Below are 14,553 nucleotides of genomic sequence, written 5' to 3'. Positions count from 1 at the left end.
GCGCCATGCGCGGGGCCAGGAGTACGACCCGGACCGGGCCGTCGGTGTGCGCAGCGCCGCCGCCCTCATCGCCCAGGTGCTCGACCATCCCCATGACGGCTACCCGACCGAGGTCTCCTTCGCCCGCCAGTAGGGCTGGTGTCCGGGAGCCGGCCGGCAGGGACGGGAGTTCATGAGCCGGGAGTAGCGGTGCCCGGCCGGGCGGCCCGGTCCCGACGCCGCAGTCATCGAGCCTGTGTGGTGATCACGGTTCGAGCGGAATGACGGCGTATCGCTCCGGCTCGCTCACATCGGCTACGACATCGTTCGCGTAGTCGAGCGCCTCATCCGGGTCGTCGAACATCCTCCACTCTTCCCGGACGCGGTCGGACGCCTCACCGGTGCCATCCACCGCGTAGTAGGTCTCAACGACCTCCCCGCCCTCGGCGATCGTGTACGCATCGGTGACCCACACGAACTCGCGGTCGTTCTCGCTCGCGAGACGCTCGGCGACCTCCCGCCGGGCTTCGTGCGGGGCAACCTCCCCGGCTGGAATGGTGTCCCCGACGTCGAATGGACCCGTGGAGGGAGCTTCGGCAATCTGGGCCGTGATGTCCTCGGGCTCGGCGGTTGTCCCGTCGATGGAACACCCAGCCAATCCGAGGACAACGAGTGCTCCGGCGGCCACTCGGGCGGTGCTCATCTCCGACCCCATCGTTGATCGTGCAACAACATGCGCTGTTGCGAGGCTAACAGGGGGCGTCGGGTGTGCTCAGGGCGTCTGCGGCAGTTCCTCGGTACGGCGCGCCGATAATGCACATTATGTCAACTCAGGTCGGCGGGCGGGATGGTGCTCCTCCTCTCGGACCGCGGGTCGCGCATCTCCTCGCGGCAGCTGCCCGGTGCGATCCTCCCCTGGGCGCGCCCGTGGACCGTCAGTTGGCCGAGGTCTCCAGGAGCGGCCAGATCACCTCGGCCATGCTCGCCGCCCAGCCCTCGTCCACCTCGCCGCTGCGCGCGTGGTGGACGATCATGCCCCCGACGATCATGTCGACGACGAGGTCGCGGTCGACGGACGGGTCGAAGGCGCCCTCCGCCGTGCCGCGCTCCAGGTAGCCGCGCAGCGCGTCGAGACCGGGGGTGACCACCTTCTCGCGCCACTGGCGCAGGAACGAGTCCTCCCCGGCCAGGACCTGGCCGACGTCGGCCAGCCCCACCCGCTCCTGGAACACGTCCTGCAGCTCGCGCAGCACCTGGGCCATCCCCCGCTTGCTGACGGCATGGTCGCTGTGGTCCGGCACCGGGGCGAGGGTCTCCAGGACCCCGGCGAGGAGCTCGAACCGATCCTCGTAGCGCCGGTAGATCGTCGTCTTCGCCACCCCGGACCGGGCCGTGACGGCGTCGACCGTCACCGCTCGCACCCCCTGGCCGCGGATGATGTCCAGGACGGCCTCGGCGATCTTGGCGTCCGTCACCGTCCGGCGCGCTGCGGCGCGCGGTCGTGCCTTTCTCATCGGCTCCCCTCCCTCTCCCCCGACGGTGCTCTCCCCTCCGCGGGCAGACATGCCGAGGGCCGGCCCGCGCTGGGCCGGCCCCTAAGGTCCCGTCCCGCGTGCGGGCGCAGGACGGCGTGCGTGGCGCTCACGCCTTGGTCCGCGCCGCCATCGCCAGGGCGAATGCCGCGAGCGCGGCCACGGCGACACCGACCACCCGGGCGGTCCAGGCCGCCGCCATCTCCCCGGCGAAGTCGCCGATCCAGGGCGCGAAGAAGGTCACCACCCCGACGACCGCCTGCGTCCACTCCGCCGGTGCCGACGAGCTGGTGCCCAGCGCCCACAGGGCGACCGCGGCGGTGAGCACGCCGAGGGTGGCGAACCATGCCGCCGGTGCCCCGCCCGTCCACAGCGGGGCGAGCGCGAGGTAGGCGCCGAGCCCGAGGGCCACCCAGTCGGACCAGCTGCGCCACGGACGCGCCGTGCGCAGCTCGCGCCGTGAGGTCGTCGGTGCGTCAGTCGTCGTCGCCATTCGATGCACCTCCAGTCACTCACTCGACCAGACTGCTACGGATAGCGTAGCGCTACGCTGTGTGTAGCGCAAGGGACGGAGGTCAGAGGGAGGCGACGAGCTGCCGGACGACGTCCGCGGCGGGTCCGGTCGGTGCGCTGCGGTAGCCGGTCCCCGCCCACAGGTGGAGCCGGTCGGGGTCGCCGGCCCGGGCGGCGGCGCGCCGGATCTCGCGGGTGAGCAGGTGGACCTCCGGGTAGCCGCTGGGGGCATGCCGCTCGTGCCGGTCGATGAAGCCGTTGCGCAGGCTCCGGGCCGGGCGGCCCGTGAAGGCGCGGGTCAGCGTCGTGCCGGTGAAACGCGGGTCGGCGAGGGCCGCCTTGTGGGTCGGGGAGGCGCCGCTCTCCTCGGTGCGCAGGAGCAGGGTCCCCACGGCGACCGTCTCCGCCCCCGCGCGCAGCAGCCGCTTGACGCTCTCGGGGCCGTGGACTCCCCCGCCTGCGACGACGGGCAGTCCCGTCGCGGCACGCACGGCGCGGACCAGCTCGTCGGTGGGCAGCGGCCGGGGCAGCTGCTCGGGGTCGAAGGTGGCGCTGTGCCCGCCCGCCGCGCTGCCCTGGACCACGAGCCCGTCGACCCCGATCTCCTGCGCCGCCCGTGCCTCGTCGGGCGTGGTCACGGTGACGAGCACCCGAGTCCCGGCCCGGTGGAGCGTGGTGACGTCGCGGGTGTCCGGCAGGCCGAAGGTGAACGAGACCACCGGTACCGGGTCCTCCCGCAGGAGGGCGAGCTTCTCCGGCCACCCGTCGTCGTGCGCGCCGATCCCGACCGACGGGACGTCCACCCCGTGGTGCTCGGCCTCGGGCCGGAGACGGGCTGCATAGGCCCGCAGCGCACCTTCGTCGGGTGGCCGGCGCGGCATCGGGACGAAGAGGTTGACGCCGAAGGCGGTGACGCGGCGGCGTAGGTCGGCCACGTCGGCGGCGAGGTCGGCGACATCGCGGTAGCCGCCCGGGAGGAAGGGGAAGGCGCCCTCGCCTGCGACGGCGGCGGCCAGCGCGAGGGTTGTCGGCCCACCGGCCATCGGTGCGGCGGCGACCGGGAGTGACTCGAGCACTGGAGAGCGGGTCATGCCTCGTTCCTGTTGGTCGGGGTCTCCGTGCGGACGGCGGCGTCCACCCCAGCATGGCCCGACCCGCGTGGCTCCGCACACCGCAGCATGCACAGCGGCGCCCCCGGAGAGCTCTCCGGGGGCGCCGCGCTCAGGGTGTCGACGTCACTCGACCGAGATGGTCAGCTCCGTGTCGAGCGGGTCGCCCCAGTAGTCGTGCAGGCTGACGAAGTGGACGCCGGCCGGCAGCTCGGCGCGCAGGTACGGGTCACGCCACTCACCGGCGCCGTCGTCGCTGTCGTCGACCTGGTCCATCTCCCCCTCCGAGGTGAACAGCCCGAGCACCCCGTCACCGTCGGTGGCCACCGTGTCGAGGACGACCGTCGCGTCCTCGTCGAGCTGGAACGCGCCCAGCCAGAAGTCGTCCTCCCCTGCCGAGACGGAGACCGTGTCGCCGGGGGCGACGAGCTCCACCGAGTGCGCCGTCAGGGTGAAGACGCCGTCGGAGAACTCGCTGTACGCGGAGACGACGACCTCGTACTCCCCCGGCTCGAGGAAGAGCGCCAGGGCCGGGTCGAGCGGGCTGGAGTCACGGACGTCGAGGAAGTCGCGGCGGTCGTCGTTCTCGGCGTCGACCGAACCGCCGCTGACCGCGAGCACGAGGTCCCCCCGCTCGCCGACGACGTCGAAGACGACGGGAGTGGGCTCGCTGACGGACAGCGTCGCCGTCCACGTCCCCCCTTCGTCGAAGCGGCCGTCGACCGCCGTGTCGAGCGTGAGCTCGCCCCCGTCCATCGCACCGCCACCCACCTGGGACGGCTCGTCACTCGGTACGTCGCTCGGCTCGTCGCTCGGCTGCTCGGTACGTGCCGGGGTGGATGCGGGACCGGTGGCCCGGTCGTCGGGCTCGTCCCCGCCACGGAGCAGCAGGACGACGGCGATGACGGCGGCGACGATGAGGACGACGGCCGCGACGATGATGCCGATGACCAGCCCCTTGCCCGAGCCGCCGCCCCCCTCGGTGCCCGGCTGCTGGTTGTACGGGTCCTGCTCCTGCGTCGGGCCGGCGTAGGGCGACTGGGTGTAGGGCTGGCTGCCCGGGTACTGCCCGTAGGGCTGCTGGCCCTGGGGGGTGTAGGGCTGGTGCGCCGACTGCTGGCCGTAGGCCGGCTGACCGTAAGCCTGCTGCGTCTGGTAGGCGGGCGCCTGCTGCGGCTGTGCGTGGCCGTAGCCCTGCGGGGTGTACTGGTGCTGAGGGAGCTGCTCGGTGGGCTGCCGGCCGTACTGGCCCTGCTGTGCCTGGCCGGCGTACTGGCCCTGCTGTGCCTGGCCGGCGTACTGGCCCTGCTGTGCCTGGCCGGCGTCGGCCTGGCCCTGCGCGGCGCCCTCCTCGGAGCCGCTGCTGTGCGCATCGCCCGTCACGGCACTCTCACCGGAGGTGCCCGAGCCGTCGGGGCCGGCCGCCTCGGTGGCCTGCCCACCGCCCTGCGCTGGCGCGTAGTGCTCGGTCCAGGACGTGCCGTCCCAGTAGCGGAGCTTGCTCTGGTCTCCTGAAGGATCCGGGTACCAACCGGCGATGGGATTACTCATACTTCGATAGTAGGAGTACTCCGCATGACCTCCGGCACGCGGCCCGCCGAACGTGATGGGGACAACTCCCCAGGCGGAGCCCGGCCCACCCGGGAGGTGGCGACCCGGACGGAGGGTGAGGTCAGCCGGCGTCGCGGGCGCGGCGGCGCTTGGAGAGCTCGTCCTCCACGGGAGGGGCGCCGCGCTCGGCGCGCTCGGTGGGCAGCTCGGCGAGCGTGCCCTCGACCTCGCGCCACACCCGGCCGACGGCGATGCCGAACACGCCCTGGCCACCCTGGACCAGGTCGATGACCTCGTCGGCGCTCGTGCACTCGTACACGCTCGCGCCGTCGCTCATCAGGGTGATCCCGGCGAGGTCGTCCACGCCACGCTCGTGCAGGTGGTGGACGGCGGTGCGGATCTGCTGCAGCGACACCCCGGTGTCGAGCAGCCGCTTGACCACCTTGAGCACGAGGATGTCGCGGAAACTGTACAGGCGCTGGGACCCGGACCCGCTGGCGCTGCGGATGCTCGGCTCGACCAGCCCCGTGCGGGCCCAGTAGTCGAGCTGGCGGTAGGTGATGCCGGCGGCCCGGCAGGCCGTCGGACCCCGGTAGCCGGTCTCGGTGTCGAGGTCCGGCAACGAGTCGCCGAAGAGCATGCCCTGTGCCCGCTGTGGGATCCCGCTCGCCGCGCCGGCGGTCGCGTCGCTGCCGCTCACGTGCACTCCCGTTCGTCCACGCCGTGCACGAGGTGTGTGCTCCGGCCCTGATGTCCCCCACGCTATGACCCGGCAGGGGCGCAGTCAACGACACGCCCGGCGCGCCGTCTGGACGGATCATCCCCGGCGTGTCTCACCCTCAACTTGAACTTGAGGGTTGCCTTCCCGGGGCGCGGCCTGTCAGGTCTCGAAGTCCTCCGGCTCGACGTTCTCCAGGAAGGCCTGGAAGTCGGCGACGACGTCGGCCTCGTCCTCCGCGTCCATCACCACGCCGGCCGCGCTGAGGACCGCCTCCTCGCACAGCACCGGGCACTGCGCCCGCAGCGCGAGCGCGATGGCGTCCGACGGGCGGGCGTCGACGAGCTGTCCCGAGGACAGCACGAGCTCGGCGTGGAACGTGCCCTGCTCGAGCTTGGTGATCCGCACCTCCTCCAGGCGTACCCCGGTCGCCTCCAGGAGCGAGATGAACAGGTCATGGGTCTGGGGCCGCTCGGGCACGATGCCCGCCTGGGCCGTCGCGATCGAGGCACCTTCCCGTGGCCCGATGACGATCGGCAGCACGGTGCGGCCGCCGCCCTTCGCGGCCAGCACGACGACGACCTCGTTCTCGGGGATGCTCACTCGGACGCCGAGCACATCCATCTCTCGCATACTCGCAACCGTACGACCATCGAGGGCCCCGTGCGCGGGTATTCGCGGGGCCGTGTCGCGCGGACCGGACATGCTCAGGCGAGATCGTCGATGGCCAGCCGGAGCAGGTCCAGGTGCAGCCGCCCGTAGAGCTCGCCGAGCTCCTGTGCCCGGGCCGCGGCGCGCTCGCGGCCGGCTCCGGAGCGCTGGGCCCGGACGGGGGCGACGACCTGCTCGATGGTGTCGGCGTGGCGCTCGGCGGCCGTGCGCACGGTGCGCAGGTGGCGCGGGCTGATCCCCTGCCGGGAGAGCGCGGCGGCGTGCTGGACGATGTCGACCGCCCGGCCCGGGTACCGGCCGCGGGCGTCGGCGACGATGAGCCCGGCCTGGGCGATCTCCTCGATCTCGGCCAGGCTCACCCCGGTGAGGTCGGCGATCTCCTCGGCGCGCACCTTGGCCGAGGGCCGCGGCCGGACGAGCTCGCCGTCGCGGGCCACCACCCGGGTGCCGGGGGCGTTGGCCACCGGACGCCCGGCGTCGAGATCCTCGAGCTGGTCGCGGATCACCCGCAGCGGGAGGAAGGAGTCACGCTGCTGGGTCAGCGCGAACCGCAGGCGCTCGACGTCGGCCTGGCTGTACATCCGGTAGCCCGACCCGCTGCGGCGGGGGCTGACCAGTCCCTGCTCCTCGAGGAAGCGCAGCTTGGAGATGCGCACCGCCGGGAACTCCGGCTGCAGCACCGCCAGGACCGCCCCGATGCTCATCGTCGGCTCGGTGGAGGCCCATGGCGGCCACGGCCGACGTTCCTGCTCCTGCGGTTCCTCCTTCTCCGGACCGCTCGCGCGGCGTGCCGTCGCGCTCACGAGGCGGAGGCGTCGCCGCGGTTCGGGCTCGGGTGGTAGGTGAGCCGGTACTTGCCGATCTGGACCTCGTCCCCGGCCTGGAGCACGGCGGAGTCGATGCGCTCGCGGTTGACGTAGGTCCCGTTGAGGGACCCCACGTCGCGGACGATGTACCCGCCCTCGTGCGCGATGAACTCGGCGTGGCGGCGGGAGACGGTGACATCGTCGAGGAAGATGTCGGCCGTCGGGTGGCGCCCGGCGAGCGTGCGCTCGGTGTCGAGGAGGAAGCGGGCACCGGCCGTGGGGCCGCGCTGCACGATGAGCAGGGCGTGACCGGGGGGCAGGCCTTCGATGGCCGCCATGTCGGGCGGCGGAACGTCGGCCCGGGCGGTGGTGTCCTCACCGGCCCCGATCGCTCCGAACCGGGCTGTCGTGCTCGACACGTCCTGCGGTTCCGGTTCGGTTCCCATTGCGTGAACTCCCCTCCAGCGACACCCGACCGGGTCCTGTCACCCGGCTCACGACACCACCATAGTTCGCGTTGGCACGCCAGTGACAGGTTGTCGCGTCCGGAGTGCCGTCAGCGGTCCTCGACAGGGACCGGAGTGGCCCACTCCGGCGGGGTGAGGGCGCGCACCGAGGTGATCTCGATGCGGTCGCGCTGGGTGACCTCGGCGGCCGCACCGGCGGCCCGGATCGAGGCCAGCGCCCCGCCGGGGATGTCGAGCGCGACGGCGAGGGTCTGCGGGTCGCCGATCGCGCGCCAGGTGTACGGGGGTGAGATGTCCACGCCGCTGACCACGAGGCCGCCGGCCCTCGTGCCCAGCCAGCTCGACGCGGTGATCCGCTGCCCGTTGAGCTCGATCGCCTCCGCGCCGGCGTTGCGCAGCTCCTCGAGCACGGTGACGAAGGTCGGGGCGCTGACCTGGGCGGAGGGGTCGTGGACGACGATCTCCACCCCGGGACCGGCGACGGGCAGGGCCCCGGCGAGGATGCCCTGCACCCGGGCCTGCTGGGCCGCCGCCTCCTGCGCTGCCGCCCGCGAGCTGGAGCCCGACTCCAGCTCCGCGAGCTCGCGGCGCAGCTCGACGCCCTCGTCGGTGAGCTCCCGGTTCCGGACCGTGAGCTCGTCGAGCAGCCGGATGAGGTCGTCCTGCCGCATGGCGGCGTAGGTGTCGGACTGGGTCTGGCGGACCTGGACGGCGAGGGCGAAGCCGACGGCGGTGCACAGCAGGACGATGAGGACGTGCACCCACGTGCGGTGGCGCCCGAGCAACAGCCGGCGCAGCCGGGCCAGGCCGTTGCCCTCTCCCCCGCCGGGCTGGGCCGGTCGGATCTGCCCGTCCATGTGCTGCACGCGCCTCAGGCCTTGAAGACGTGGCGCCGGATGGCCGCCGCGTTGGAGAAGATCCGGATGCCGAGGACGACGACCACCGCCGTCGTCATCTGCGCGCCGACGCCGAGCTGGTCACCGAGGAAGACGAGCAGCGCCGCGATGAGGACGTTGGAGAGGAAGGAGACGACGAAGACCCGGTCGTCGAAGACCCCGTCGAGGTAGGCGCGCAGGCCCCCGAAGAGGGCGTCGAGCGCGGCGACGACGGCGATCGGCAGGTACGGCTGCAGGGCCGTGGGCACGGTCGGCTCGACGACCACACCGACGACGACGCCGATGACGAGCCCGATGACGGCGAACATTCACCACCCCTCCCTCGACGCCTGCGCGGACCTGTGGCGAACCATCATGGTTCGTCCGGGGCCGGTTCGGCCAACGGTTCGGCGTGGCGCAGCGTGCGCGCGCTCGTCCCGGGCAGGACGAGGTCCGCCGACTCGGCGATGGTCACCGAGATCCCGAAGGTCTCCCGGAGGGTCACCAGGTGGGCCCCGGCGGAGCTGCGGGTGAGGCGGGCCTGCATCTCGTCCGGGTCGCCCACCGCCTCGACGACGTAGGGGCGGGCCAGCGGGGCCAGGTCCACGAGGATCGCCGGCCCGGCGGAGCGGATGGCGCTCACGGTGGACAGCCGGTGCCCGTTGATCGCCACTGCCTCCGCCCCGGCCGCCCACAGCGCGTTGGTGAGCACCTGCAGGTCCAGGTCCTGCACCCGGCCGAGGTCGGAGTCGGGCTCCCCGGCCTGCGCCTCGCGGGAGTCGTCGAGCGTGATCGTCACGCCCGGGCCGCGCACCCGGGCGCCGCCGGCGCTGAGCGTGAGCAGGCGCACCCGCTCGAGGAACTCGGGGTCGGTGCCGGCGAGGGACTCCTCCTGCAGCCGGTCGATCGCCTCGGCCAGGGCGGCGTTCTCGGCACGCAGCGCCTCGGCCCGGGCGACCCCCTCGTCGATCTGCGACAGCAGCAGGGTGCGCGCCTCACCGGCGGCGTCGGCCGGGGTGCGCAGCTCGCGGGTGGCCCACACGGCCCCCGCGCCGAGCGCGGCAGCGAGCACCCCGATGACGACCTTGCGCCACAGTGGCAGCGCCGGGGCCCGTCCCTCGGCGCGCCGGCGGGCCGCCTCGGCGTAGCCCGGGTCGAGCGGGCGCTCGACGACCTCCCGCAGGAGGGTCATCGACTGGTCGGGCCGCCGGCCGGTCATGCGGTGCTCGTCGCCCGTCGGTCCCGGCGCACGATCCGCACCACCTGCTCGAGGTAGAGCAGGCAGGCGAACCAGTACAGCCCCACGCCCCACAGCGCGGTGGCCCAGCCCACCGTCCAGGAGACGTCCCCGACGAGGCCGGGCACCGAGGCGAGCAGGAGCAGCGGGAATGCATACATGAGGCAGAACGTGCCCGCCTTGCCGGCCATGTGGACGGGCAGCGGGCCGTAGCCGTGGCGGAGGAGCACCGGGAGCGTGGCGGCGAGGACGAGCTCGCGGGCGACGATGACGGCGACCAGCCACCACGGCACGAGCTCGCGGTAGGCCAGGCCGATGAGGGTGACAAAGATGTACAGGCGGTCGGCCGCGGGGTCGAGCATGCGGCCCAGCCGGCTCGCCTGGTCGAACCTGCGGGCCACGTACCCGTCCACCCAGTCCGACGCCCCGGCGACGGCCAGGACGAGGAGTGCGGCGGCGTCGTGCTCGGCGACGATGAGCCAGGCGAAGACCGGGATGAGCGCCAGCCGGAGGAAGCTGATGGCGTTCGGGACGGTCCAGATGCGTTCCTCGGCATCCCGCGCCGTGTCTTCCCCGGTGTCCACGCGACCAGGGTACGCAAGGGGCCGGGACGTCGTGCCGCAGCGCGCGTGCCGTGACCAGTCCGTGACCTGACGTACGCTCCGCGCATGCGATTCGGAATGTTCATTCCCCAGGGCTGGAGATTCGACCTCGTCGGGATCGAGGAGGAGCGGCACTGGCAGGTCATGCGCGACCTGGCCCGGCGTGCCGACGCCGGGCCGTGGGAGTCGGTGTGGGTGTACGACCACTTCCACACCACGCCCGTGCCCAGCGAGGAGGCCACGCACGAGGCGTGGACGCTCATGGCCGCGCTCGCGGCCGCGACCGAGCGGGTCCGGCTCGGGCAGATGTGCACCTGCATGGCCTACCGCCCGCCGATGTACCTGGCCAAGGTGGCCGCGACCGTGGACCACGTCAGCGGTGGCCGCATCGAGATGGGGATCGGTGCGGGCTGGTACGAGCACGAGTGGCGCGCCTACGGGTACGGCTTCCCTCGGGCCGGGGAGCGGTTGGCCATGCTCGAGGAGGGCGTGCAGATCATGCGCCAGGCCTGGCGCGAGGGCGTGGCCACCTTCAGCGGCAGGCACTACGCGGTCGACGGCGCCATCTGTCGGCCGCTCCCCCTCCAGGAGGGTGGTGTGCCGCTGTGGGTCGCCGGCGGGGGTGAGCGCGTGACGCTGCGCATCGCGGCGCGCTACGCCGACTACACGAACTTCGACGGGACGCCGGAGGCCTTCGCCCACAAGTCCGCGGTCCTCGCCGAGCACTGCCGCGACGTCGGCACCGACTACGACCGCATCGTCCGCTCGGCGAACTACAACGTCGCGATCGGGCGCGACGAGGCCGAGGTGACCGACCGGCTCGAGCGGCTGGCCGACCGGCTCCGCTCGGTGGGCGTGCCCGAGGACGGCGTGGAGAAGCAGCTGCGCTCGGTGCGCGGCATGCCCGCGTGCGGCACCCCCGAGCAGATCGTGGAGAACCTCCGCGCGCTGCGTGACCTCGGGATGACCTACGGGATCTTCTACTTCCCCGAGGCCGCCTACGACACCAGCGGCATCGAGCTCTTCGAGCGTGAGGTCATCCCCGCGCTGCAGTGAGCCACCGAGAAGGTCTACAGGTGTCCCGGTCATAGTCAAGTCCAAGTAAAGTACATCTCGGTGCGATAACGATCACGCACCGGATCTCGGACGCCGTGACAGGTGGTCCCGCTCCTCGACGGACCGGGACCTCTGCGCGTCGTCATGGGGATAACACCGGGTGTCGCGCACCGTTCGCCGCGTGAAATCCGGACGAACCACCCTGTTGTCATCCCTCCCGGACTTCCCTAGCGTGGCGGGGCACATGACCACTCGGGGCGCCTGGCCGTCTCCGGGCAACGCAGCCTGCGGCCTGGGATCGGTTTCGGGAAGCACTGCCTCGTGCAAACCGAAGGGACCATGATGACCACGAATCTTTCACGCCGACGGGTCGCGATCCCCGCAGCAGCCGCAGCGGTTGCCCTGGGGCTGGCGGCATGCGGCGGAGACGACGGTGGCACCGGCGGAGCCGTGGAGACCGAGGCCGGCCAGAGCACCTTGGAGGCCCTCCAGGAGAAGGGCACGATCACCGTCGGCTTCGCCGGTGAGGCGCCCTACAGCTTCCAGAACGACGAGGGCGAGCTCGTCGGCGCCTCCGTCGCGCTGCAGAAGCGCATCTGGGGTGAGCTCGGCATCGAGAACGTCGAGGGCGTGCAGGCCGAGTTCGGCCAGCTGATCCAGGGCCTCAATGCCCGCCACTTCGACGTCGTCGCGGCGGGCATGTCGATCCTGCCCGAGCGCTGCGAGCAGGCGATCTTCTCCGACCCGGAGTTCCAGTACACCACCGCGCTCATGGTCGAGGAGGGCAACCCCTTCGACGTGCACGACATGCAGGACATCGCCGAGGCGCAGGACGACGGACTGCGGATGGCCGCGATGACCGGTGCGATCGAGGCCACCTACGCCAGCGCACTCGGGATCGACGCCACCGAGGTCGGCAACCCACAGGACGGGATGGACCTCATCACCAACGGGCGGGCCGACGTCTTCGCGCTCACCGGGATCTCCCTGAACTGGATGCTCGACAACGCCTCGGGCGACCCGGGGGTCGAGGTCACCGACACCTTCGTCGCCGTCATCGACGGCGTGGAGCAGTTCGGTGCCGGCGGCACCGTCTTCCGCCCGGAGGACACCGAGCTGCGTGACGCCTACAACGAGAAGCTCGCCGAGATCGTCGGCAGCGAGGAGGAGTACCTCTCCGTCGTCGGCGAGTGGGGCTTCACCGAGGGTGAGCGCCCGACCGGCGACTTCACCACCGAGGACCTCTGCGCCGGCAACATCGGCTGAGCCCCTTCCCCATGCGTGACAACTTCGACGCTCTGGCCACCCTGTGGCCACAGTTCGTCGACGGGATCGTCGTCACCCTCCAGTTGACGGTCGGAGGGTCCGCGCTCGCCTTCCTCATCGCCGTCGCCCTCGGGCTCGCCGCACGGGCCCGCAACGTGCTGGCGCGGGGTGCGGCCCGCACGGTCATCGAGTTCTTCCGCGGCACCTCCCTCCTGGTCCAGCTGTTCTGGTTCTTCTACGTGGTGCCGCTCGCCTTCCCGGACCTCTACGCCAACCGGGAGGTGGCTGGCCTGGTGTCGGGCATCGTCGGGCTCGGGCTGAACTACGGCGCCTACGGGGCGGAGGTGGTGCGCGGCGCCATCAACGCGGTGCCGAAGGGCCAGTGGGAGGCGAGCGTCGCACTCAGCCTCTCCCCCGCGCGCCGGCTTTTCCGCATCATCTGGCCGCAGGCCTGGGCGATCATGATCCCCTCGCTGAGCAACCTCGGGATCATGCTCCTCAAGGGCACGGCCGTGGCCTACCTGCTGTTCATGCACGACATCACCTTCGTGACCAACGTGCTGCGCCAGCGGACGAACGACACGTTCTTCTCCTACGGGACGGCGATGGTCATCTACTTCGTCATCGCCTACCTCCTCGTCGTCATCGCCAACTGGGGCGAGGCGCGGGCCAAGCGCCGGCTCGGTATGGAGGCACCCCCGGGGAGCATCTTCCGGCCCCGTGCGGCGAAGTCCGGGGCGGTGAGCTCATGAACGACTTCTGGAGCTGGGAGCGTGCTGCGGAGGTCCTGCCCCAGCTGCTCTCCGCCTTCTTCGAGGTGACCCTCGTCGCCACCGTGCTCGGGTCCCTCATCGCCGCGACACTCGGCCTGGTCATCGCCTTCGTCCGCCGGTCGGCCCCGGCGTTCATCGCCAAGCCGGTGCGCTGGGTGATGGAGTTCATCCGGATGACACCCCTCGTCGTCCAGCTGCTCTTCGTCTTCTACGCGGTGACGTGGGACCCGCTGTGGATCGGCATCGGCGTGCTCGGGGTCCACTACTCCACCTACATGGCCGAGGTGTACCGCTCGGGCATCGACAACGTGCCGAAGGGACAGTGGGAGGCCGCAACCGCCCTGTCCCTGCCGCGGGGGCGCACCTGGACACGGATCGTCATCCCCCAGGCGCTGCGCACCACCGTGCCCGCCCTGGGGACCTGGGTGATCTCGATGTTCAAGGACACCCCGTTCCTCTTTGTCATCACCGTCCCGGAGATGATCCGGGCGGCGGAGAACTACGGCTCCCGCACCTTCACCTACACCGAGGCCTTCACCCTCGCCGGGCTGATCTTCCTCGCGGCCAGCTACCCCACCTCCCTCCTCGTGCGCAGACTGGAGAACCGCCTTGCCCGCTACTGACACCACGCCGGCCATCCGGTTCGAGAAGGTCGTCAAGAAGTTCGGCGACAACACCGTGTTGGACCATCTCGACTTCGAGGTGGCCAAGGGTGAGCGCGTCACCCTCATCGGGCCCAGCGGGTCCGGCAAGACCACCATCCTCCGGCTCGTCATGACACTGGAGGAGCTCACCGACGGGTTCATCTACATCGACGGGCAGCCCTTCACCTACGAGCTGCGCGACGGGAAGCGCGTACGGCAGAAGCAGAAGGACATCAACCGCGTCTCGACGAGGATCGGGATGGTCTTCCAGCACTTCAACCTCTTCCCGAACATGACGGTGCTGGAGAACCTCGTCGAGGCCCCGCTCCACGTCCTGGGCCGGAGCAAGGAGCAGGCCACCGAGCGGGCCCACGAGCTCCTTCGTCTCGTCGGGCTGGGCGACAAGGCCGACGCGCACCCCACCCGGCTGTCGGGCGGGCAGCAGCAGCGCGTGGCGATCGCCCGCGCGCTGGCGATGGACCCGGAGATCCTCCTCCTGGACGAGGTCACCTCCGCCCTCGACCCCGAGCTCGTCGGCGAGGTGCTCGGCGTCCTGCGGGACGTCGCCGCCAACACCGACATCACCATGCTCATCGTCACCCACGAGATGCAGTTCGCCCAGGAGGTCTCGCAGCGGGTGATGATGTTCGACAAGGGCCGGATCGTCGAGGACGGGCCGCCGCGGGAGCTCTTCAGCAGCCCCCGCGAGCAGCGCACCCGCGACTTCCTCCAGGCGGTCCTGTAGCCCGTCCG

At 71.7% G+C, this 14,553-nt stretch carries 18 protein-coding genes; 5 read left to right on the top strand and 13 right to left on the bottom strand.

What is annotated here, in order from left to right; genetic code table 11:
* Positions 1–244 precede the first annotated feature (244 nt).
* The 13 genes from Q0195_RS03675 to Q0195_RS03615 all read right to left on the bottom strand — a co-directional run bounded on the left by Q0195_RS03675 (position 245) and on the right by Q0195_RS03615 (position 10,043).
* The gene (locus tag Q0195_RS03675) at positions 245–682 is read right to left on the bottom strand and encodes a hypothetical protein (protein WP_299274711.1); all 438 of its coding nucleotides are present in this window, start codon (positions 680–682) and stop codon (positions 245–247) included.
* Between the two features lie 232 nt (positions 683–914).
* Entirely contained in the window at positions 915–1,493 is a 579-nt protein-coding gene (locus Q0195_RS03670) for a TetR/AcrR family transcriptional regulator (protein ID WP_299274708.1), read from the bottom strand.
* Positions 1,494–1,620: 127 nt separating this feature from the next.
* Complete coding sequence (locus Q0195_RS03665; RefSeq protein ID WP_299274705.1) at positions 1,621–2,004, bottom strand: SPW repeat protein; 384 nt, start codon at positions 2,002–2,004, stop codon at positions 1,621–1,623.
* Positions 2,005–2,086: 82 nt separating this feature from the next.
* On the bottom strand, positions 2,087–3,115 hold the full coding sequence (locus tag Q0195_RS03660) for a nitronate monooxygenase (RefSeq protein ID WP_299274703.1): 1,029 nt from the start codon (positions 3,113–3,115) through the stop codon (positions 2,087–2,089).
* A gap of 144 nt (positions 3,116–3,259) precedes the next feature.
* Positions 3,260–4,684, bottom strand: a complete 1,425-nt coding sequence (locus Q0195_RS03655; RefSeq protein ID WP_299274700.1) for a DUF2510 domain-containing protein — start codon at positions 4,682–4,684, stop codon at positions 3,260–3,262.
* Between the two features lie 121 nt (positions 4,685–4,805).
* The gene (locus Q0195_RS03650; protein ID WP_299274714.1) at positions 4,806–5,324 is read right to left on the bottom strand and encodes a MerR family transcriptional regulator; all 519 of its coding nucleotides are present in this window, start codon (positions 5,322–5,324) and stop codon (positions 4,806–4,808) included.
* Positions 5,325–5,564: 240 nt separating this feature from the next.
* Complete coding sequence (locus tag Q0195_RS03645) at positions 5,565–6,035, bottom strand: bifunctional nuclease family protein (RefSeq protein ID WP_299274697.1); 471 nt, start codon at positions 6,033–6,035, stop codon at positions 5,565–5,567.
* 74 nt (positions 6,036–6,109) lie between these two features.
* On the bottom strand, positions 6,110–6,778 hold the full coding sequence (locus tag Q0195_RS03640; RefSeq protein ID WP_299274695.1) for a MerR family transcriptional regulator: 669 nt from the start codon (positions 6,776–6,778) through the stop codon (positions 6,110–6,112).
* A gap of 95 nt (positions 6,779–6,873) precedes the next feature.
* Entirely contained in the window at positions 6,874–7,326 is a 453-nt protein-coding gene (locus tag Q0195_RS03635; RefSeq protein WP_299274692.1) for an FHA domain-containing protein, read from the bottom strand.
* Positions 7,327–7,436: 110 nt separating this feature from the next.
* The gene (locus Q0195_RS03630) at positions 7,437–8,204 is read right to left on the bottom strand and encodes a DUF881 domain-containing protein (protein WP_299274689.1); all 768 of its coding nucleotides are present in this window, start codon (positions 8,202–8,204) and stop codon (positions 7,437–7,439) included.
* Between the two features lie 14 nt (positions 8,205–8,218).
* Positions 8,219–8,551 (bottom strand): small basic family protein, encoded by a 333-nt coding sequence (locus tag Q0195_RS03625; protein ID WP_299274686.1) that lies wholly within the window; start codon positions 8,549–8,551, stop codon positions 8,219–8,221.
* Positions 8,552–8,595: 44 nt separating this feature from the next.
* On the bottom strand, positions 8,596–9,441 hold the full coding sequence (locus Q0195_RS03620) for a DUF881 domain-containing protein (RefSeq protein WP_299274683.1): 846 nt from the start codon (positions 9,439–9,441) through the stop codon (positions 8,596–8,598).
* Positions 9,438–10,043 (bottom strand): CDP-alcohol phosphatidyltransferase family protein, encoded by a 606-nt coding sequence (locus Q0195_RS03615; protein WP_299274680.1) that lies wholly within the window; start codon positions 10,041–10,043, stop codon positions 9,438–9,440. Before Q0195_RS03615 ends, Q0195_RS03620 begins: the two co-directional genes overlap by 4 nt.
* 84 nt (positions 10,044–10,127) lie before the next feature.
* On the opposite strand from Q0195_RS03615, the gene Q0195_RS03610 reads away from it, so the two are divergent.
* From Q0195_RS03610 to ehuA, 5 genes are all read left to right on the top strand, one after another.
* Positions 10,128–11,117, top strand: a complete 990-nt coding sequence (locus Q0195_RS03610) for an LLM class F420-dependent oxidoreductase (protein ID WP_299274678.1) — start codon at positions 10,128–10,130, stop codon at positions 11,115–11,117.
* Positions 11,118–11,567: 450 nt separating this feature from the next.
* Entirely contained in the window at positions 11,568–12,383 is an 816-nt protein-coding gene (locus tag Q0195_RS03605) for a transporter substrate-binding domain-containing protein (protein ID WP_299274675.1), read from the top strand.
* 11 nt (positions 12,384–12,394) lie between these two features.
* Complete coding sequence (locus Q0195_RS03600) at positions 12,395–13,135, top strand: amino acid ABC transporter permease (protein WP_299274673.1); 741 nt, start codon at positions 12,395–12,397, stop codon at positions 13,133–13,135.
* Positions 13,132–13,779 carry an ectoine/hydroxyectoine ABC transporter permease subunit EhuD gene (ehuD, locus tag Q0195_RS03595; protein ID WP_299274670.1) on the top strand — a complete coding sequence of 216 codons (648 nt, stop codon included), beginning with the start codon at positions 13,132–13,134 and terminating at the stop codon, positions 13,777–13,779. The genes Q0195_RS03600 and ehuD overlap by 4 nt, the downstream gene beginning before the upstream one ends.
* Positions 13,766–14,545 (top strand): ectoine/hydroxyectoine ABC transporter ATP-binding protein EhuA, encoded by a 780-nt coding sequence (ehuA, locus tag Q0195_RS03590; RefSeq protein WP_299274667.1) that lies wholly within the window; start codon positions 13,766–13,768, stop codon positions 14,543–14,545. The genes ehuD and ehuA overlap by 14 nt, the downstream gene beginning before the upstream one ends.
* The last annotated feature ends 8 nt before the right edge of the window (positions 14,546–14,553 follow it).

Origin of the sequence: uncultured Georgenia sp. (assembly GCF_937958535.1) — a bacterium.
In the GTDB taxonomy this organism is placed as follows: domain Bacteria; phylum Actinomycetota; class Actinomycetes; order Actinomycetales; family Actinomycetaceae; genus Oceanitalea.
The sequence above is the reverse complement of the archived record's forward strand: the minus strand, read 5'-3'. Positions and strand labels throughout refer to the sequence as shown.

What these genes read in the sequence shown, in the direction of transcription:
- Q0195_RS03675 (WP_299274711.1), bottom strand. Translation starts at nt 682, where the DNA reads ATGAGCACCGCCCGAGTGGCCGCCGGAGCACTCGTTGTCCTCGGATTG.
- Q0195_RS03670 (WP_299274708.1), bottom strand. Translation starts at nt 1,493, where the DNA reads ATGAGAAAGGCACGACCGCGCGCCGCAGCGCGCCGGACGGTGACGGAC.
- Q0195_RS03665 (WP_299274705.1), bottom strand. Translation starts at nt 2,004, where the DNA reads ATGGCGACGACGACTGACGCACCGACGACCTCACGGCGCGAGCTGCGC.
- Q0195_RS03660 (WP_299274703.1), bottom strand. Translation starts at nt 3,115, where the DNA reads ATGACCCGCTCTCCAGTGCTCGAGTCACTCCCGGTCGCCGCCGCACCG.
- Q0195_RS03655 (WP_299274700.1), bottom strand. Translation starts at nt 4,684, where the DNA reads ATGAGTAATCCCATCGCCGGTTGGTACCCGGATCCTTCAGGAGACCAG.
- Q0195_RS03650 (WP_299274714.1), bottom strand. Translation starts at nt 5,324, where the DNA reads ATGCTCTTCGGCGACTCGTTGCCGGACCTCGACACCGAGACCGGCTAC.
- Q0195_RS03645 (WP_299274697.1), bottom strand. Translation starts at nt 6,035, where the DNA reads ATGCGAGAGATGGATGTGCTCGGCGTCCGAGTGAGCATCCCCGAGAAC.
- Q0195_RS03640 (WP_299274695.1), bottom strand. Translation starts at nt 6,778, where the DNA reads ATGAGCATCGGGGCGGTCCTGGCGGTGCTGCAGCCGGAGTTCCCGGCG.
- Q0195_RS03635 (WP_299274692.1), bottom strand. Translation starts at nt 7,326, where the DNA reads ATGGGAACCGAACCGGAACCGCAGGACGTGTCGAGCACGACAGCCCGG.
- Q0195_RS03630 (WP_299274689.1), bottom strand. Translation starts at nt 8,204, where the DNA reads ATGGACGGGCAGATCCGACCGGCCCAGCCCGGCGGGGGAGAGGGCAAC.
- Q0195_RS03625 (WP_299274686.1), bottom strand. Translation starts at nt 8,551, where the DNA reads ATGTTCGCCGTCATCGGGCTCGTCATCGGCGTCGTCGTCGGTGTGGTC.
- Q0195_RS03620 (WP_299274683.1), bottom strand. Translation starts at nt 9,441, where the DNA reads ATGACCGGCCGGCGGCCCGACCAGTCGATGACCCTCCTGCGGGAGGTC.
- Q0195_RS03610 (WP_299274678.1), top strand. Translation starts at nt 10,128, where the DNA reads ATGCGATTCGGAATGTTCATTCCCCAGGGCTGGAGATTCGACCTCGTC.
- Q0195_RS03600 (WP_299274673.1), top strand. Translation starts at nt 12,395, where the DNA reads ATGCGTGACAACTTCGACGCTCTGGCCACCCTGTGGCCACAGTTCGTC.
- ehuD (WP_299274670.1), top strand. Translation starts at nt 13,132, where the DNA reads ATGAACGACTTCTGGAGCTGGGAGCGTGCTGCGGAGGTCCTGCCCCAG.